At 70.0% G+C, this 18,571-nt stretch carries 17 protein-coding genes; 4 read left to right on the forward strand and 13 right to left on the reverse strand.

Features of this window, described 5'->3' with window-relative positions; all coding sequences use genetic code 11:
* Positions 1-8: 8 nt before the first annotated feature.
* Genes zwf through pgl form a run of 3 tightly spaced genes read left to right on the forward strand, consistent with a single transcriptional unit; the run spans position 9 to position 3,328 of the window.
* Positions 9-1,559 carry a glucose-6-phosphate dehydrogenase gene (zwf, locus tag ACFVSU_RS03665; protein ID WP_310290474.1) on the forward strand — a complete coding sequence of 517 codons (1,551 nt, stop codon included), beginning with the start codon at positions 9-11 and terminating at the stop codon, positions 1,557-1,559.
* The gene (locus ACFVSU_RS03670) at positions 1,556-2,512 is read left to right on the forward strand and encodes a glucose-6-phosphate dehydrogenase assembly protein OpcA (protein ID WP_387138163.1); all 957 of its coding nucleotides are present in this window, start codon (positions 1,556-1,558) and stop codon (positions 2,510-2,512) included. Before zwf ends, ACFVSU_RS03670 begins: the two co-directional genes overlap by 4 nt.
* A 36-nt stretch (positions 2,513-2,548) precedes the next feature.
* Positions 2,549-3,328: a 6-phosphogluconolactonase gene (gene pgl, locus ACFVSU_RS03675; RefSeq protein ID WP_387138166.1), complete on the forward strand. Its 780-nt coding sequence runs from the start codon at positions 2,549-2,551 to the stop codon at positions 3,326-3,328.
* 63 nt (positions 3,329-3,391) lie between these two features.
* Here pgl and ACFVSU_RS03680 read toward each other — a convergent pair whose 3' ends face one another.
* The 11 genes from ACFVSU_RS03680 to ACFVSU_RS03730 form a co-directional block, all read right to left on the reverse strand.
* Entirely contained in the window at positions 3,392-3,748 is a 357-nt protein-coding gene (locus ACFVSU_RS03680; protein ID WP_056367156.1) for an RNA polymerase-binding protein RbpA, read from the reverse strand.
* Positions 3,748-3,996, reverse strand: a complete 249-nt coding sequence (gene secG / locus ACFVSU_RS03685) for a preprotein translocase subunit SecG (RefSeq protein ID WP_045298839.1) — start codon at positions 3,994-3,996, stop codon at positions 3,748-3,750. The genes ACFVSU_RS03680 and secG overlap by 1 nt, the downstream gene beginning before the upstream one ends.
* A gap of 106 nt (positions 3,997-4,102) precedes the next feature.
* Complete coding sequence (gene tpiA / locus ACFVSU_RS03690; protein WP_220289374.1) at positions 4,103-4,894, reverse strand: triose-phosphate isomerase; 792 nt, start codon at positions 4,892-4,894, stop codon at positions 4,103-4,105.
* Positions 4,885-6,099 carry a phosphoglycerate kinase gene (locus tag ACFVSU_RS03695; RefSeq protein WP_387138171.1) on the reverse strand — a complete coding sequence of 405 codons (1,215 nt, stop codon included), beginning with the start codon at positions 6,097-6,099 and terminating at the stop codon, positions 4,885-4,887. The genes tpiA and ACFVSU_RS03695 overlap by 10 nt, the downstream gene beginning before the upstream one ends.
* Before the next feature lie 5 nt (positions 6,100-6,104).
* Positions 6,105-7,109, reverse strand: coding sequence for a type I glyceraldehyde-3-phosphate dehydrogenase (gene gap / locus ACFVSU_RS03700; RefSeq protein ID WP_310290460.1), 1,005 nt, complete (start codon positions 7,107-7,109; stop codon positions 6,105-6,107).
* Positions 7,110-7,212: 103 nt separating this feature from the next.
* Positions 7,213-7,839: a Fe-Mn family superoxide dismutase gene (locus ACFVSU_RS03705; protein ID WP_341999834.1), complete on the reverse strand. Its 627-nt coding sequence runs from the start codon at positions 7,837-7,839 to the stop codon at positions 7,213-7,215.
* Positions 7,840-7,993: 154 nt separating this feature from the next.
* The gene (gene whiA / locus ACFVSU_RS03710) at positions 7,994-8,971 is read right to left on the reverse strand and encodes a DNA-binding protein WhiA (protein WP_375872262.1); all 978 of its coding nucleotides are present in this window, start codon (positions 8,969-8,971) and stop codon (positions 7,994-7,996) included.
* A gap of 69 nt (positions 8,972-9,040) precedes the next feature.
* The gene (rapZ, locus tag ACFVSU_RS03715; RefSeq protein WP_387138176.1) at positions 9,041-9,922 is read right to left on the reverse strand and encodes an RNase adapter RapZ; all 882 of its coding nucleotides are present in this window, start codon (positions 9,920-9,922) and stop codon (positions 9,041-9,043) included.
* A 61-nt stretch (positions 9,923-9,983) separates the two neighbouring features.
* Positions 9,984-11,918, reverse strand: a complete 1,935-nt coding sequence (uvrC, locus tag ACFVSU_RS03720; protein WP_387138179.1) for an excinuclease ABC subunit UvrC — start codon at positions 11,916-11,918, stop codon at positions 9,984-9,986.
* Positions 11,919-11,923: 5 nt separating this feature from the next.
* Positions 11,924-14,875, reverse strand: coding sequence for an excinuclease ABC subunit UvrA (gene uvrA / locus ACFVSU_RS03725; RefSeq protein ID WP_387138183.1), 2,952 nt, complete (start codon positions 14,873-14,875; stop codon positions 11,924-11,926).
* An 82-nt stretch (positions 14,876-14,957) separates the two neighbouring features.
* A complete protein-coding gene (locus tag ACFVSU_RS03730; protein WP_387138186.1) occupies positions 14,958-15,401 on the reverse strand; it encodes a MarR family winged helix-turn-helix transcriptional regulator in 444 nt (147 codons plus the stop codon).
* Between the two features lie 43 nt (positions 15,402-15,444).
* On the opposite strand from ACFVSU_RS03730, the gene ACFVSU_RS03735 reads away from it, so the two are divergent.
* Entirely contained in the window at positions 15,445-15,699 is a 255-nt protein-coding gene (locus ACFVSU_RS03735; protein ID WP_045298856.1) for a hypothetical protein, read from the forward strand.
* Positions 15,700-15,730: 31 nt separating this feature from the next.
* Here ACFVSU_RS03735 and uvrB read toward each other — a convergent pair whose 3' ends face one another.
* Together uvrB and ACFVSU_RS03745 are read right to left on the reverse strand one after the other, a co-directional pair.
* Positions 15,731-17,812 carry an excinuclease ABC subunit UvrB gene (gene uvrB, locus ACFVSU_RS03740; RefSeq protein ID WP_387138190.1) on the reverse strand — a complete coding sequence of 694 codons (2,082 nt, stop codon included), beginning with the start codon at positions 17,810-17,812 and terminating at the stop codon, positions 15,731-15,733.
* Positions 17,813-17,893: 81 nt separating this feature from the next.
* Entirely contained in the window at positions 17,894-18,559 is a 666-nt protein-coding gene (locus tag ACFVSU_RS03745; protein ID WP_387138193.1) for a hypothetical protein, read from the reverse strand.
* Positions 18,560-18,571: the final 12 nt, after the last annotated feature.

Genomic DNA, 18,571 nt, shown 5'->3' on the forward strand with positions numbered 1-18,571 from the left:
ATCCCCACATGACCGTCGAGATCTCGCGCGGGCACAACCCGCTGCGCGACCCCGAAGACCGTCGCCTCAACCGCATCGCCGGCCCGAGCGCGCTCGTCATCTTCGGCGTCACGGGAGACCTCTCCCGCAAGAAGCTCATGCCCGCCGTCTACGACCTCGCCAACCGCGGGCTGCTGCCTCCCGGCTTCGCGCTCGTCGGCTTCGCGCGGCGCGACTGGGAGGACCAGGACTTCGCCAAGGTCGTCTACGACGCCGTGCGCCAGCACGCGCGCACCGAATTCCGCGACGAGACGTGGCAGCAGCTGCTCCAGGGCATCCGCTTCGTCTCGGGCGAGTTCGACGACCCGGATGCCTTCCGCCGTCTGAAGGACACGGTCGACAAGCTCGACACCGAGCGCGGCACGATGGGCAACCACGCGTACTACCTGTCGATCCCGCCGAAGGCGTTCCCGCTCGTGGCGGAGCAGCTGAAGGCGTCGGGCCTCGTCGACGACACCGCCGACCAGCCCGACCGCTGGCGCCGCGTCGTCATCGAGAAGCCGTTCGGCCACGACCAGGAGTCGGCGCGCGCTCTCAACGACGTGCTGCGCTCGGCGTTCCCGACCGACTCGATCTTCCGCATCGACCACTACCTCGGCAAGGAGACGGTCCAGAACATCCTGGCGCTGCGCTTCGCGAACGAGCTGTACGAGCCGATCTGGAACCGCAACTACGTCGATCACGTGCAGATCACGATGGCGGAGGACATCGGGGTCGGCGGCCGTGCCGGGTACTACGACGGTGTCGGCGCCGCGCGCGACGTCATCCAGAACCACCTGCTGCAGCTGATGGCGCTCACCGCGATGGAGGAGCCCATCTCGTTCGACGCGAAGGACCTCCGCGCCGAGAAGGAGAAGGTCCTCGCGGCCGTCACGCTCCCGGCCGACCTCGCGCGCTCGACCGCCCGTGGTCAGTACGCGGGCGGATGGCAGGGCGGCGAGAAGGTGCTCGGCTTCCTCGAGGAAGACGGCATGAACCCGCAGTCCACGACCGAGACGTACGCCGCCGTCACGCTCGAGGTGAACACGCGCCGCTGGGCCGGCGTGCCGTTCTACCTGCGCACCGGCAAGCGCCTCGGCCGCCGCGTGACCGAGATCGCCGTGGTGTTCAAGCGCGCGCCCGAGCTGCTGTTCTCGCGCAGCCAGACCTCGGGTCAGGGCCAGAACGCCCTCGTGATCCGTGTGCAGCCCGACGAGGGCGTCACGATCCGCTTCGGCTCGAAGGTGCCCGGTGCCGGCGCCCAGGTGCGCGACGTCACGATGGACTTCGGCTACGGCCACGCGTTCACCGAGGCCAGCCCCGAGGCCTATGAGCGCCTGATCCTCGACGTGCTGCTCGGCGACCCGCCGCTGTTCCCGCGGCACGAAGAGGTCGAGCTGTCGTGGAAGATCCTCGACCCGATCGAGAAGTTCTGGGACGCCCAGGGCGGACCGCTCGAACAGTACTCGCCCGGGTCGTGGGGCCCGGATTCCGCGGACGAGATGCTCTCCCGCGATGGCCGCACCTGGAGGCGCCCGTGATCGTCGATCTTCCCGACACCACCGTCAGCAAGATCTCCCGCGCACTGGTCAACGTGCGCGAGGAGGGCGGGGCGGTCGCGCTCGGCCGTGTGCTGACGCTCGTCATCCTGACGCGTGAAGGCGCCGTCGAAGAGGTCATCGAGGCCGCGAACGACGCGTCGCGCGAGCACCCGATGCGCGTCATCGTGCTCATGATCCCGGACTCCGGCGACGGCGAGTCCCGCCTCGACGCGCAGATCCGTGTCGGCGGCGACGCCGGCGCGAGCGAGGTCGTCACGCTGCGCGCGTTCGGAGACGCCGGCCGCTCGAACCTCGAGAGCCTCGTCACCGGTCTCCTGCTTCCCGACGCCCCCGTGGTGGTGTGGTGGCCCAACCGGACCCCCGACCACATCTCGAAGACGTCGATCGGCCGCATCGCGCAGCGCCGGATCACGGATGCCGCGACCAAGTCCGACCCGTCGGCCTGGGTCGCCGACCTCGGCGAGCAGTACGCGCCGGGCGACACCGACCTCGCGTGGACGCGCCTGACGCGCTGGCGCGAGCAGCTGGCGGCGATCCTCGACCAGCCGCCGTACGAGCCCGTCGTGGGCGTGCGGGTGCGCGGGGCGTCCGATTCGCCGTCCACCGCGCTCCTGGCGGCGTGGCTGCGGCTCACCCTCGACGTGCCGGTCGACTGGGCGTACCTCGACGCCGACGAGTGGCCGCACGGCATCAAGTCGGTCGCGCTCGTGCGTCCGAGCGGCGAGGTGCTCCTCGAGCGCCCCACGCCCGGCGTGGCCATCCTCACGCAGCCGGGTCAGCCGACGCACGACCTCGCGTTCCCCCGCCGGACGCTGCGCGAATGCCTCGCGGAGGAGCTTCGTCGGCTCGACCCGGACGTCCTGTATGGTCGAGTCATCACCGAGGGTTGGGAGCTACTCGACCCCCCGGCGACGAAGGAGACGCAAGCCTGATGAGCAGTGCTCGGGTGACGAACGGGACAGAGACGCATGCCTGAGGGCTGGGCAGAGAAACGCGTCATCATCAGCTCCGATCCCGCCGCACTGGCCGAGTCGGTCGCGCCCCGCTTCCTGAGCCGGGTCATCAAGCGGATCGACGAGGGCAAGCTCGCGCACATCTCGCTCACGGGCGGATCGATGGGTGCGGCCGTGCTCGCCGCCGCCGCACGCAATCCGCGCGCGGCGCGCATCGACTGGTCGCGGGTGCACTTCTGGTGGAGCGACGAGCGCTTCGTTCCGCTCGGCCACGCCGACCGCAACGATCGCCAGGCCCGTGAGGCCTTCCTCGACGCTCTCGAGATCCCTGAGGAGAACATCCACGCGACCCTCGGGAGCGACGACGGCGCCGACCTCGACACCGCCGCTGCGGCGTACGCCGAGGAGCTCGCGCGCTTCCCGGGAGCCGAGGGCGCGTGGCCGTCGTTCGACGTGTGCTTCCTCGGCGTCGGACCCGACGGGCACATCGCGTCGCTCTTCCCGGACCGCTCCGAGATCCAGATCACGGATCGCGCCGTGGTCGCGGTGCGCGACTCCCCCAAGCCGCCGCCGGAGCGCATCACCATGACGCGCCCGGTGATCAACAGCTCGAAGCGGGTGTGGCTCGTGCTGGCGGGCGCCGACAAGGCTGCCGCCCTCGGCCTCGCCCTCGCGGGGGCCAGCTACGCCAGTGTGCCGGCCGCCGGCGCGAAGGGCCGCAAGCGCACGACGTTCTTCGTCGACCAGGCCGCCGCCGCCCAGGTGCCGCCGGATCTGATCGACCGGGAGTACTGACCCCGGACACACGAGAAGAGCGGATGCCTCGGCATCCGCTCTTCTCGTCTGTCTGTCTGCGACTCAGTCCTGGCCGCGGCGCTCGCGCAGCTGCTTCAGTGCGTCGTCGAGGAGGGTCTCGGCCTCTTCCTCGGTGCGGCGCTCCTTCACGTACGCGAGGTGCGTCTTGTACGGCTCGGTCTTCGCGACGGCCGGAGGGTTCTCCTTGTCGCGACCGGCCGGCAGGCCGGAGTGCGGCGAGTCGATCGTGTCGGGGATCTCCTCCTCGGGGATGCCCGCCGCGAAGTAGCGCACGGTCTCGTTGCCGAGGGCGTCCCAGTAGGAGACCGCCACGCGCTCGGCGTGGAAGCCGTGGTCCTGCTCGCCCATGGGTCCGGCACCGACGCGGGTGCCGCGGATCGCGTTGCCTCCGGTCGCCATCAGAGCGCCTGGAACTTCGTGATCAGGCCGAGCGCGACGATCGAGGCGAACCACACCAGGGCGAGGACCACCGTGAACCGGTTGAGATTGCGCTCGGCGAGGCCCGAGGAGCCGAGGGCCGACGTCATGCCGCCGCCGAACATGTCGGACAGGCCGCCGCCGCGCCCCTTGTGGAGCAGGATGAGGAGGGTCAGCAGGAGACTCGTGATGCCGAGAAGCACCTGCAGGACGAACTCGAGGATCTGCACAGTCGTTGAAGCCTTTCGCTGCGATCGTTCGCCGATCGCACAAGGGTCAAGTATACGTGTAGGCCGGCGGGCGGTGAGGAATCCTCACCGCCCGCCGGTCGCGGGGTCAGACCCCGACGTGCTTCTGGTAGCGGATGATCGCGGCGAACTCGTCGACGACGAGGCTCGCACCGCCGACCAGGGCGCCGTCCACGTCGGGTTCGCGCATGAAGCTCGCGATGTTCGCGGACTTCACCGACCCGCCGTAGAGCACGCGCGTGCGCGCTGCCGCGTCCGCGCCGAGCTTCTCGCCGATGACCTCGCGGAGCTTGGCGCACACGTCCTGCGCCTGCTCCGGCGTCGCGGCCTGGCCCGAGCCGATCGCCCAGACGGGCTCGTAGGCGACGACGATGTCGGCGTCGGCCTTCAGCCCTTCGAGCGCGACCGACAGCTGGCTGACCGGCACGGCGCTCGCGCCGAACTTCTCCAGGTCCTCGCTGGTCTCGCCGACGCAGATCACGGGCACGAGGCCGTGCTTGAGCGCGGCCTTGACCTTCGAGCCCACGACCTCGTCCGTCTCGTCGTGGTACTGCCGGCGCTCGGAGTGGCCGATGATGACGTACTTCGCGTCGAGCTTGGCAAGGAACGCGCCCGAGATCTCGCCGGTGTACGCGCCCGAGTCGTGCGCCGACAGGTCCTGCGCGCCGAGGGCGAACGGGATCTTGTCGGCGTCGAGCAGCGTCTGCACGGTGCGCAGGTCGGTGAAGGGCGGGAACACCGCGACCTCGACCGAGCCGTCCTCGTGCTTGGCGTCCTTCAGGGTCCAATGCAGCTTCTGCACGAACGCGACCGCCTGCAGGTGGTCGAGGTTCATCTTCCAGTTGCCCGCGATGAGCGGGGTGCGGCTGCTCACTGCCATCCGAGGACCTCCAGTCCGGGGAGCTTCTTGCCCTCGAGGAACTCGAGGCTGGCGCCGCCGCCGGTCGAGATGTGACCGAAGGCGTCGTCGGCGAATCCGAGCTGGCGGACCGCCGCGGCGGAGTCGCCGCCGCCGACGACCGAGAGGCCGTCGACCTCGGTGAGCGCCTGTGCGACCGCCTTGGTGCCCGCCGCGAACGGCGCGAGCTCGAACACGCCCATCGGGCCGTTCCAGAACACCGTCTTCGAGTCGCGCACGAGCGCCGCGAAGCGCTCGGCGGTGTCGGGACCGATGTCGAGTCCGAGGCCTGCTGCCCCGAACGCGGTGTCTTCGATGCCGTCGGCCGCCGTCACGACGTGCTCCGCGTCGGCGCCGAACTTCGAGGCCACGACGACGTCGGTCGGGAGCACGAGCTCGACGCCCGACTCCTCGGCACGTCGCATGTACTCGCGCACGGTGTCGAGCTGGTCTGCTTCGAGAAGGCTCGAGCCGACCTTGTGGCCCTGCGCCGCGAGGAAGGTGAACAGCATGCCGCCGCCGATGAGCAGGCGGTCGACGCGCGGCAGCAGGTGGTCGATGACGCCCAGCTTGTCGCTGACCTTCGAGCCGCCGAGCACGACGGTGTAAGGCCGCTCGGGGTTCTCGGTCAGGCGGTCGAGGACGTCGACCTCCTTCTCGATGAGAAAGCCGGCCGCGGACGGCAGGAGCTCGGCGAGGTCGTAGACCGACGCCTGCTTGCGGTGCACGACGCCGAACCCGTCGGAGACGAGGACGTCGCCGAGCGTGGCGAGCTCCTCCGCGAACGCGCGACGCGTCGCATCGTCCTTGGCGGTCTCGCCCGGGTTGAAGCGGAGGTTCTCGATGATCGCGACGTCGCCGTCCTCGAGGGCGGCGACCGCTTCGCGGGCCGACTCCCCCACCGTGTCGCGCGCGAACGCGACAGGCTTCCCGAGCAGCTCCGAGAGGCGCTGGGCGACCGGCTCGAGGCTGTACTTCGGGTCGGGAGCGCCGTCGGGGCGGCCGAGGTGCGAGCAGACGATGACGCGGGCGCCCTGGTTGATCAGGGCGTTGAGCGTGGGGAGCGTGGCCCGTACACGGCCATCGTCCGTGATGACCGCGTCCTTGAGGGGGACGTTGAGGTCAGCACGGACGATGACACGCTTGCCGGCCAGCGAACCCAGCGTGCTGAGGGTGCGCAGAGCCATCGGGATCAGAGCTTCGAGGCGACGATCTCGGTGAGGTCGACGAGGCGGTTCGAGTAGCCCCACTCGTTGTCGTACCAGCCGACGACCTTGACCTGGTTGCCGATGACGCGGGTCAGGCCGGCGTCGAAGATGCAGGAGTGGTCGTCGGTGACGATGTCGCTCGAGACGATCTCGTCCTCGGTGTACTTGAGGATGCCCTTGAGGGGACCCTCGGCGGCAGCCTTGTAGGCCGCCTTGATCTCGTCGACGGTGACCTCGCGCTCGAGCTCGACCGTGAGGTCGGTCGCCGAGCCGGTGGGGACCGGGACGCGCAGCGCGAAGCCGTCGAGCTTGCCCTTGAGCTCCGGCAGCACCAGGCCGATGGCCTTGGCGGCACCGGTCGAGGTCGGGACGATGTTCAGCGCGGCGGCGCGGGCGCGACGCAGGTCGCTGTGCGGGCCGTCCTGGAGGTTCTGGTCGGCCGTGTAGGCGTGGACCGTGGTCATGAGGCCCTTGACGATGCCGAACTCGTCGTTGAGCACCTTGGCGAGCGGCGCGAGGCAGTTCGTGGTGCACGAGGCGTTCGAGATGATGTGCTGCGTCTCGGGGTCGTAGGTCTCCTCGTTCGCACCGATGACGAACGTGCCGTCCTCGCCGGAGGCGGGAGCGGAGATGAGGACCTTCTTGGCGCCGCCCGCGATGTGCTTCGCGGCGTCGACGGCCTTGGTGAAGCGACCGGTCGACTCGATGACGATGTCGACGCCGAGCTCGCCCCAGGGGAGGTTGGCCGGGTCGCGCTCTTCGAAGACCTTGATGGTCTTGTCGCCGACCGTGATCGAGTCCTCGGTGTACGAGACCTCCTGGTCGAGGCGGCCGAGGATCGAGTCGTACTTGAGCAGGTGCGCCAGCGTCTTGTTGTCGGTGAGGTCGTTCACCGCCACGATGTCGAGGTCCGCGCCCTGCGCGAGAGCCGCGCGGAGGTAGTTGCGTCCGATTCGGCCGAAGCCGTTGATGCCGATCTTGACAGTCACGGAGTTTCTCCTGAGATGTGTCGTGCGCGAATGCGCGGTTGTTGCGATGCGAACGAGGACAACGGCGTCCCGGCGGGCTGTCCCGCCGGGACGGCCGCGCTAACTAGGACAGTACCAGGAGGCCGGAGGTCTTCTGACGGGCGGCGTCGAGGCGCTGCGCGACGTTCTGCCAGTTCGCGATGTTCCAGACGGCCTTGACGTAGTCGGCCTTCACGTTGAGGTAGTCGAGGTAGAAGGCGTGCTCCCACATGTCGAGCTGGAAGATCGGGATCGTGCCCTGCGCGGTGTTGCCCTGCTGGTCGAACAGCTGCTGGATGATGAGCTGCTCGCCGATCGGGTCCCAGCTGAGGACGGCCCAGCCGGAACCCTGGATCCCGTTGGCCGCGGCGGTGAAGTGCGCCTGGAACTTGTCGAAGCCGCCGAAGAACTCGTCGATGGCCGCGCGCAGCTCGCCCTCGGGCTCGCCGCCGCCCTCGGGCGACAGGTTGGTCCAGAAGATCGAGTGGTTGACGTGACCGCCGAGGTGGAACGCGAGGTCCTTCTCGAGCTTGTTCACGTTCGCGAGGTTGCCGGACTCGCGCGCCTCGGCCAGCTGCTCCAGCGCGGTGTTCGCGCCGGTCACGTACGCCTGGTGGTGCTTGCTGTGGTGCAGCTCCATGATCTTGCCGCTGATGTGCGGCTCGAGTGCGGCGTAGTCGTAAGGGAGGTCGGGCAAGGTGTACTTCGCCATGTTCTCTTCTTCCTGTCGGCGCGCGCCGAAATCCCCGGCGCAGCGAGGGTGACGGATTCATCCTACTGAGCGGCAACGCTCGCGCGGCCGGGTTGCTTCCGACTGTGACGTGTGGAAGAGCGGATGCTGCGGCCCGCAGCATCCGTGACGGATCTCAGTCCTCGATGCCCGCCGGGACGGCCGCCTCGGTACCCGGGAGCCCCTCGGCCTCGGCCTTCTTGTCGGCCATCGCCAGGAGGCGGCGGATGCGGCCGGCGACGGCGTCCTTCGTGAGCGGCGGGTCGGCGTGGTGGCCGAGCTCGTCCAGGCTCGCGTCGCGGTGCGCGAGACGCAGGTCGCCCGCCTGACGGAGGTGGTCGGGCACCTCGTCGCCGAGGATCTCGAGTGCGCGCTCGACCCGCGCGCAGGCGGCGACGGCGGCCTGCGCCGAGCGGCGCAGGTTGGCGTCGTCGAAGTTCACGAGCCGGTTGACGCCCGCGCGCACCTCGCGGCGCTGGCGCATCTGGTCCCACTCCGCGGCGGCGCGCACGGCGCCCATCGCGGCCAGGGCGGCGCGGATCGCCTCGCCCTCGCGCACGACGACGCGCGGGATGCCGCGCACCTCGCGCGCCTTGCCGGCGATGCCGAGCCGGTGCGCAGCGCCGACGAGCGCCATCGCGGCCTCGGACGAGGGGCAGGTGATCTCCAGCGCGGCCGAGCGGCCCGGGTCGCTGAGCGTGCCGGCGGCGAGGAACGCGCCGCGCCAGATGGCGGCGAGGTCGCCGCGCGACCCGGTGGTGAGCTTGTTGGGGAGGCCGCGGACGGGGCGGCGGCGCTGGTCGAGGAGGCCGGTCTGGCGGGCGAGCGTCTCGCCGCCCTCGATCACGCGGACGGCGTAGTGGCTGCCCGTGCGCGCGCCGGAGCCCTGCACGTGGACGAGCTCGGGGCGCACGCCGTAGAGCTCCATGAGGTCGCGCGCGGTGCGGCGGGCGAGGATGTCGGAGTCCAGCTCGGCCTCGACCGCGACGCGGTTGGCGATCGAGTGCAGGCCACCCGAGAATCGCAGCAGCGACGTGAGCTCCGCCACCCGTGCCGTAGGGCGCGGGTCTCGCACGGTGATCAGCTCGGCCTTCACGTCAGCGGTCAGCGACACGGGTCTCCTTCATGGGTCTTGCGGGAACGACCGTCAAGCCTACCCGGCCGCTCCGGCCGGGCGGGCTCGTCACTCGCGTCCGAGATCGCGGTGCGTCACGCGGACGGCGACGCCGGGCACACTCGCGAGGCGCTGCGCGAGCTCGCGCACCATCACCACCGAGCGGTGCTTCCCGCCGGTGCAGCCGATCGCGACGACCGAATGGCTCTTGTTCTCACGCTGGTACCCCTCGAGCACCGGACGCAGCGCGGCGCTGTACGCGTCGAGGAACTCTTCCGCGCCCTCCTGGCCGAGGACGTACTTGCGGACCTCCTCGTCCTCCCCCGTGAACGGGCGGAGCCGCTCGTCCCAGAACGGGTTCGGGAGGAACCGCATGTCGGCCACGATGTCGGCGTCCGGCGGCAGCCCGTACTTGAAGCCGAAGCTCTGGAGCGTCATCGTGTGCCGGGCCGCGCCCTCCTCGCTGAAGAGGTCGGCGACCTTGGTGGCCAGCTGGTGGATGTTGTACGACGACGTGTCGATGATGACGTCGGCGCTCTCCCGGACGGCCGCGAGGCGCACGCGCTCGCGACGGATGCCGTCGAGGATCGTGCCGTCGCCCTGCAGCGGATGCGGGCGCCGCACGGCCTCGAAACGCCGCACGAGCACCTCGTTCGAGGCATCCAGGAACAGCACCCGGATCTGGCGGCGCTCGCGGAGCGCGCGCATCGCGTCGGGGAGGTCCGAGAAGAGGTCCCGGCCGCGCACGTCGACCACCACGGCGACCCGGGGCAGCACTCCCCCGGCGAGCTCGGTGAGGTCGAGCAGCGGCTTGAGCATCTGCGGGGGGAGGTTGTCGACGACGTACCAGTCGAGATCCTCCAGCGCGTTCGCCGCGGTGGAGCGTCCGGCGCCCGACATCCCCGTGACGATCAGCACTTCTCCGACGTCCTGACGCGTCGCCTCGCCCATGACCACCCCCGTCCCGACAAGCCTAGTCATACCGGACGACCGCCCGTCGGCGCGACGTGCGCTATGACGCGTCGGAAAGGGCGGCGGCCGGCTGGGCGAGGTGGGTGTGGATGGCCGACGCGAGCTTGGGGCCGACGCCCGGAAGCTCGGCGATCTCCTCCGGTGTCGCCTTCTTCAGCGCCGACACCGACCCGAAGTGGCGCAGCAGCGCCTTGATACGCGCCTCGCCGAGGCCCGGCACCTCCGCCAGCACGCTCTGGATGTCGCGGCGGCGGCGCTTGCGCTGATGCGTGATCGCGAAGCGGTGGGCCTCGTCGCGCAGCCGCTGCAGGAGGTAGAGCGCCTCCGACGTGCGCGGCAGGATGACGGGGTACTCCTCCCCCGGCAGCCACACCTCCTCCAGGCGCTTCGCGATGCCGCACAGCGCGATCTCCTCGTGGCCGGCATCCCGGAGCGCCCGCGCCGCGGCCTCGACCTGCGGCTTGCCGCCGTCGACCACCAGCAGCTGCGGCCGGTACGCGAAGCGCGGGCGGCGCCGCTCGGTCACGACCTCGCCGTCCGCAGTCGGGTCGGGCGCGGCGTCCGGCTCGTTCTCCTCCGGACGATCGAGGTACGCGAGACGGCGCGTGAGCACCTGGTAGAGCGAGTCGGTGTCGTCGGTGGTCTCGGCGACGCCGAACGAGCGGTACTGGTCCTTGCGGGGCAGGCCGTCTTCGAAGACGACCATCGATGCCACGACGTTCGTGCCGCTCAGGTGCGACACGTCGAAGCACTCGATGCGCAGCGGCGCCTCGACGAGGTCGAGGGCTTCCTGCAGATCGGTGAGCGCCTGGCTGCGGGCGACGTAGTCGCTCGTACGGCGGGTCTTGTGGAGCATCAGCGCCTGCTGGGCGTTGAGCGTGGCCGTGCGCATGAGGTCGGCCTTGCGGCCACGCTGGGCGATCTGGATCGTCACGGCCTTGCCACGGCGCCCGCGCAGCCACTCCTCGAGGTCGGCGGCGTCGTCGGGCATCGCCGGCACGAGCACCTGCTTCGGGATGTCGGCGCCCGCGGCGTTGCCGTACGTCCGCTGCAGCACCTGGTCGACGAGCTCGCCGCCGGTGATGTCGAGCTCCTTCTCGATCGTCGTCGCCCGCACACCGCGCACGCGGCCGCCCCGGATCACGAAATGCTGCACCGTGGCGGCCAGCTCGTCCTCGGCGATGCCGAAGAGGTCGGCGTCGGTGTCGGCGGCGAGCACGAGCGCGCTGCGGTTCAGCACGGCGTCGATCGACTGCAGCCGGTCGCGGTAGACGGCGGCCGCCTCATAATCCATGGCGGCGGACGCCTCACGCATGCGCGCGGTGAGCTCTCGGGTGAAGCGCTGATCGCCCCCGGACATGAACGCGATGAAGTCGTCGACGATCGCCCGGTGCTCCTCGATGGTGACCTTCATCGAGCACGGCCCGCCGCAGCGCCCGATCTGCCCCGGGAAGCACGGCCTCCCGGTGGCCATCGCCTTCTTGTACGACGAATCGCTGCAGGTGCGGATCGGGAACACCTTGATCATCAGGTCGATCGTGTCGTGCACCGCCCACACCTTCGGGTACGGGCCGAAGTACTTCGCTCCCGGGATGCGGCGGTTGCGCGTCACGATGACACGCGGTGCCTCGTCGGCGAGCGTGATCGCCATGAACGGGTACGACTTGTCGTCCTTGTAGCGGACGTTGAACGGCGGATCGAACTCCTTGATCCACTGGTATTCGAGCTGCAGCGAGTCGACGTCGGTCGCGACGACGGTCCATTCGACGGATGCCGCGGTCATCACCATGCGCCGCGTGCGCTCGTGGAGCGTGTGCAGGGGCGCGAAGTAGTTCGACAGCCGGGCGCGGAGGTTCTTCGCCTTGCCGACGTACAGCACGCGTCCGTCGCGGTCGCGGAAGCGGTAGACCCCGGGATTCGTCGGGATCTCGCCCGGCTGCGGCTTGTACGGGACGGTGGGAGCGGAGCGCGCCATGCGGCTCAGCCGGCCTTGCGGGCCTCGACGAGCTCGGTGACCGCGTGCGTCGGGGCGCGAAGCCCCAGCACCTCGGCGAGGAACGCACCGGTGTGGCTGCCCTCGGCGCGCGCGACCTGCTCGGGCGTGCCCGTCGCGATCACCTGGCCGCCGCCCGAGCCGCCCTCGGGACCGAGATCGATCACCCAGTCCGAGGACTTGATGACGTCGAGGTTGTGCTCGATCACGATGACCGTGTTGCCCTTGTCGACGAGTCCGTTGAGCACCTCGAGGAGCTTGCGCACGTCCTCGAAGTGCAGACCCGTCGTCGGCTCGTCGAGCACGTAGATCGAGCGGCCGTTCGTGCGCCGCTGCAGCTCGGTGGCGAGCTTCACGCGCTGCGCCTCGCCGCCCGAGAGCGTCGTCGCGGACTGGCCGAGTCGCACGTACCCGAGCCCCACGTCGACGAGCGTCTTCAGGTAGCGGTGGATCGCCTGGATCGGCTCGAAGAACTCCGCCGCCTCGGCGATCGGCATCTCGAGCACCTCGGCGATGTTCTTGCCCTTGTAGTGCACCGCGAGGGTGTCGCGGTTGTACCGCTTGCCGTGGCAGACCTCGCAGTCGACGTAGACGTCGGGCAGGAAGTTCATCTCGATCTTGATCGTGCCGTCGCCCGAGCACGCCTCGCAGCGGCCGCCCTTGACGTTGAAGCTGAAGCGCCCCGGCTGGTAGCCGCGCACCTTGGCCTCGGGGGTCTCGCTGAACAGCGTGCGGATGCGGTCGAACACGCCGGTGTAGGTCGCCGGGTTCGACCGCGGCGTGCGGCCGATCGGCGCCTGGTCGACGTGCACGACCTTGTCGAGGTTGTCGAGCCCGGTCACGCGGGTGTGCTTGCCGGCGACCCGGCGGGCGCCGTTGAGACGCGTCGCGAGGACCTGATACAGGATGCCGTTGACCAGCGAGGACTTGCCCGAGCCGCTGACTCCGGTGACCGCGGTGAGCACGCCGAGCGGGAAGTCGACCGTCACGTTCTTGAGGTTGTTCTCCCGTGCGCCGACGACCGACACCTGACGCTTCTTGTCGATCTTGCGGCGCTTCTTCGGGGTGGGGATGGAGCGGCGGCCCGACAGGTAATCGCCGGTGATCGAGTCGGGGTCGGCGAGGAGCTCGCCGATCGGGCCGGAGTGCACGACCTCACCGCCGTTGACGCCCGCACCGGGGCCGATGTCGACCACCCAGTCCGCGGCGTGGATCGTCTCCTCGTCGTGCTCGACGACGATGAGCGTGTTGCCGAGGTCGCGCAGCGCCACGAGGGTCTCGATGAGGCGGCGGTTGTCGCGCTGGTGGAGGCCGATCGACGGCTCGTCGAGCACGTACAGCACGCCGGTGAGGCCCGAGCCGATCTGGGTCGCGAGCCGGATGCGCTGCGCCTCCCCTCCCGAGAGCGTCGCCGCGGCGCGGCTCAGGCTCAGGTAGTCGAGGCCGACGCGGATCAGGAAGTCCAGCCGGAGGCGGATCTCGCGCAGCACCTGCGCGGCGATCGTCGCCTCGCGCTCGGTGAGTGTCAGCTTCGCGAAGTACTCCCGCGCCTCGCCCAGGCTCAGGCGCGAGGCATCCGCGATGGAGTGCCCGTGCACCTGCACGGCCAGCACCTCGGGCTTGAGCCGGGCGCCGTCGCACACCGGGCACGGCACCTCGCGGAGGTACTCCGACCAGCGCTGCCGCTGCGTGTCGGACTCGGCCTGCGTGTACTGCCGCTCGATGTAGGGCACGACGCCCTCGAAGCCCGACGAGTAGCGCATCTCGCGGCCGTAGCGGTTCTTCCACTTGACCGTGACCTTATAGTTCTCACCGCGCAGCACCGCCTCGCGCACCTCGGACGGGAGGCGCTTCCACGGCGTGTCGAGCGAGAAGGCCAGGTCGGCCGCGAGTCCTTCGAGCAGGCGCTCGTAGTACTGGAAGAGGCCCTTGCCCTGCGTCGTCCAGGGGATGAGGACGCCCTCGCGGATCGAGAGGTCCTCGTCGCCCAGCATGAGCTCGACGTCGACCGACATGCGCGTCCCGAGGCCCGAGCACGCGGGGCACGCACCGAACGGCGCGTTGAACGAGAAGGTGCGGGGCTCGATCTCGGTGAGCTGCAGCGGGTGGCCGTTCGGGCACGCGAGCTTCTCGGAGAAGGACTGCCACGCGGCATCCCCCTCTTCATCGACGAAGTTGACCTGCACGACGCCGCCCGCGAGTGACAGCGCGGTCTCGACGGAGTCGGTGACGCGGTCCAGGATGCCGGGAGCCGCGACGAGACGGTCGACCACGACCGCGATGTCGTGCTTGTAGCTCTTCTTGAGCGCCGGCGGCTCGGCGAGCTGGATCAGCTCGCCGTCGACGATGGCCCGGGCGTAGCCCTTCGCGCCGAGCTCCTTGAAGAGGTCGACGAACTCGCCCTTCTTCTGCGAGACGACGGGGGCGACGATCTGGTAGCGCGTGCGCTCGGGCAGCTCCATGAGCTGGTCGGCGATCTGCTGCACCGTCTGGCGCTGGATGACGGCCCCGCAGTCGGGACAGTGGGGCACGCCGATGCGCGCCCACAGCAGACGCATGTAGTCGTGGATCTCGGTGATCGTGCCGACCGTCGACCGCGGGTTGCGGTTCGTGGACTTCTGGTCGATCGAGACGGCGGGGCTCAGGCCCTCGATGAAGTCGACGTCGGGACGGTCGACCTGCCCCAGGAACTGCCGCGCGTACGCGCTCAGCGACTCGACGTAGCGGCGCTGGCCCTCGGCGAAGATCGTGTCGAACGCCAGGCTCGACTTGCCCGAGCCGGAGAGGCCGGTGAAGACCACGAGCGAATCGCGCGGGATGTCGAGGTCGACATCCTTGAGGTTGTGCACGCGGGCACCGCGGACGCTGAGCTTTCCGCTGCTACCGCCGACGGAGTTTCCGGGCATGTTTGCGGGCAGGGCGACAGGGACGATGGGCACCCGACAAGTCTAGGTGGGGCCTCCGACACGGGGGCTGGGAGCCGTTCGCCGTGGGCGAAGACGCGGTGCCGAGCGGCCCTGATCAGCGGGCGCCGGCGAAGGGCTGCAGTGCGTCGCGGAGCGCCAGAAGCGCCGCGGCATCCGTCCCCACGCTCGCCATCACCTTGCCGGGAACCTCCAGCGCCTGCGCGCGCAGACGCCGGCCGGCCTCCGTGAGGCGGACGTCGAGCACCCGCTCGTCGTCGTCGCGCCGCGAGCGGGTGACCAGGTGCTGCGCCTCGAGGCGCTTCACCAGGGGCGACAGCGTCGCCGGCTCCAGCGCGAGCTCGGCGGCGAGCTCGCGCAGCGAGCGGGGCGACCGCTCCCAGAGCGCGAGCATCACGAGATACTGCGGATGCGTGAGGCCGAGCGGCTCGAGGATCGGCCGGTACAGCCCGACGACGTTGCGCGCCGCGGTCACCAGCGCGAAGCACACCTGGTTGTCGAGCTTGAGCAGGTCGTCGGGGTCGATTTCGGCATCGGTCACGAAATGATCCTATCGCCCACTAATCATTAGTACACTAAGGAACATGCCAGACACGGATGCCCCCACCCCCGACCGTCGTCCGCTCCGCGAGCGCGTGCGCGAAGCCGGGGGCTGGTACGCGTTCCTCAATACGAACCTCATCCGCGTCGCCGGTCCCGCCGCCGTCGGCCCCTACGAGACGACTCCCCCGCCGAGCCAGGCGGAACGGGCCGAGCGCGCGTGCCCGCTCTGCGGCGCGCCCATCTCCCAGCACACGTTCGACCGCTCGGGGCCCAAGCCCCTCATGCACTGCCCGTAACCCCTGATGGCCCCTGGGCGACATCGAAGGGTCAGGCGTGGCCTGCGCGCTCCATGGCGCGCAGCTCCTTCTTGAGGTCCTGCACCTCGTCGCGCAGCCGCGCGGCCAGCTCGAACTTCAGCTCCCCGGCCGCGGCGAGCATCTGCTGGCTGAGATCCGCGATGGTCGCCTCGAGCTGCTCCGCCCCCTCGGCCGCGATGCCCTCGCGCCGCAGCTGCGGGGTCGGGCTCTTGCCCATGCCGGACTTGGTCTTCGCCGCGGCCTTGCCCCGCAGCATCCGATCCGTGTCGGACGCCTCGCGCGCGAGCACCTCGGTGATGTCGGCGATGCGCTTGCGCAGCGCCTGCGGTTCGATGCCATTGGCGGTGTTGTAGGCGATCTGCTTCTCGCGACGACGATCGGTCTCTTCGATGGCCTTCGCCATCGAGTCGGTCACCGTGTCGGCGTACATGTGCACCTGACCCGAGACGTTGCGGGCCGCGCGACCGATCGTCTGGATGAGCGAGGTGCCGCTGCGGAGGAACCCCTCCTTGTCGGCGTCGAGGATCGACACGAGCGAGACCTCTGGCAGGTCGAGGCCCTCACGCAGCAGGTTGATGCCGACCAGCACGTCGTAGACGCCCGCTCTCAGCTCGCTGAGCAGCTCCACGCGGCGCAGCGTGTCGACGTCGGAGTGCAGGTAGCGCACGCGCACGCCGTGCTCGCCGAGGAAGTCGGTGAGCTCTTCCGCCATCTTCTTCGTGAGCGTCGTGACGAGCACGCGCTCGTCGCGCTCGACGCGGAGGCGGATCTCTTCGAGCAGGTCGTCGATCTGGCCCTTCGACGGCTTCACGACGATCTCGGGGTCGACCAGGCCCGTCGGGCGAATGATCTGCTCGACCACGCCGTCGGCGATGCCCATCTCGTACCGGCCGGGCGTCGCCGACAGGTAGACCGTCTGACCGACGCGGTCCTTGAACTCGTCCCACCGCAGCGGCCGGTTGTCGAGCGCGCTCGGCAGGCGGAACCCGTGCTCGACGAGGGTGCGCTTGCGCGAGGCGTCCCCCTCGTACATCGCCCCGATCTGCGGGACGGTGACGTGCGACTCGTCGATCACCATGAGGAAGTCGTCGGGGAAGAAGTCGAGCAGGGTGTGCGGCGGCTCGCCCGGCTCGCGCCCGTCCATGTGGCGCGAGTAGTTCTCGATGCCCGAGCAGAACCCGAGCTGCTGCAGCATCTCGAGGTCGAACGTGGTGCGCATGCGCAGGCGCTGCGCCTCGAGCAGCTTGTTCTGCGACTCGAGCTCTTTCAGCCGCTCGGCGAGCTCGTCCTCGATCGTGCCGATCGCGCGCTGCACCGTCTCGGTGCCGGCGACGTAGTGCGAGGCCGGGAAGATCGGCACGCTGTCGAGCCGCTGCACCACATCGCCCGTGAGGGGGTGGAGCATGAACAGCGCCTCGATCTCGTCGCCGAACATCTCGATGCGGATCGCGTACTCCTCGTAGACCGGGATGATCTCGATGGTGTCGCCCCGCACGCGGAAGTTGCCGCGCGAGAAGTCCACGTCGTTGCGGTTGTACTGCATCGCGATGAACTTGCGGATAAGGGCGTCGCGGTCGTAGACCTCGCCCACCTGCAGCGCCACCATCGCGCGCAGGTACTCGTCGGGCGCCCCGAGGCCGTAGATGCACGACACCGTGCTCACCACGATCACATCGCGGCGGCTGAGCAGGGAGTTCGTCGTCGAGTGGCGAAGCCGCTCGACTTCGGCGTTGACCGACGAGTCCTTCTCGATGAAGGTGTCGGTCTGCGGGACGTAGGCCTCGGGCTGGTAGTAGTCGTAGTAGCTGACGAAGTACTCCACCGCGTTGTGCGGCATGAGCTCGCGGAACTCGTTCGCCAGCTGTGCGGCCAGGGTCTTGTTGTGCGCGAGCACGAGGGTGGGGCGCTGCACGGCCTCGACGAGCCAGGCAGTGGTCGCCGACTTGCCGGTACCGGTCGCGCCGAGCAGCACGACGTCGGTCTCGCCGGCGTTGATGCGCGCCGCCAGCTGCGCGATCGCCTGGGGCTGGTCGCCCGACGGCTCGTATTCGCTCACGACCTCGAACGGCCGAACGGATCGTGTGGTCTGCACCAATCCAGCGTAGGCGCGACCCCCGACATCGGGGCGGCGTTCGCGAGGAGCGGATGCCTCGGCCCGCGGTCCGCGCGGGAATCAGCCGCCGAAGCCCCCGCCGCCGTCGAATCCTCCACCGAAGCCACCGGCGTCGTATCCGCCGCCGAAACCGCCCCCGTCGAACCCGCCGCCGTCGAACCCGCCACCACCGCCGTCGAACCCGCCCGAGCCGGGGTCGTACGTGTCGCCGATCCACGCCGGGCTGTCACCCAGCTGCAGGGACCCGGCGCCGACCGTGTAGTACGCGGCCACCGAGCTCGACAGCAGGAACTGGTTCGCCACGATGGTCAGCGCGCCCGCGTTCACGAGCATCGAGCGCACGTCGACGTCGTCGCGCGGGTCGCGGTCGAGGGCCCCGACCGCCGTGCGCGCAGGGTCGGCCGCGGCCTGGGTCGCAGCATCCGCTCCGCTGCTCTCGGCGCGGCGCGCCTTGTGCTCCTCGGCACGGCGGACGAGCCGTGCGATCACGGTCGGGTCCTCCGCGGCCGCGTCGCGCTCCGAGTCCGCGAGGAACGGCCGCAGCTGCTCGAACATCTCGCGCCGGCGCTCCGGCGGCAGGTCGGCGAAGGCCGACGCGTGGGCGCTCTCGATCACGGACGCGGGCAGGGTGTTGAGGAGATAGACGTACCGCGCGATGCGCTCCTCCTCGGTCGTCGCACCGTACGGCGACTTGCGACGACGGCGGAACCTCGAGAACACGGCCATCGGAACCTCCTC

The organism is Microbacterium sp. NPDC058062 (assembly GCF_042885375.1).
Taxonomy (GTDB): Bacteria; Actinomycetota; Actinomycetes; order Actinomycetales; family Microbacteriaceae; genus Microbacterium; species Microbacterium trichothecenolyticum_C.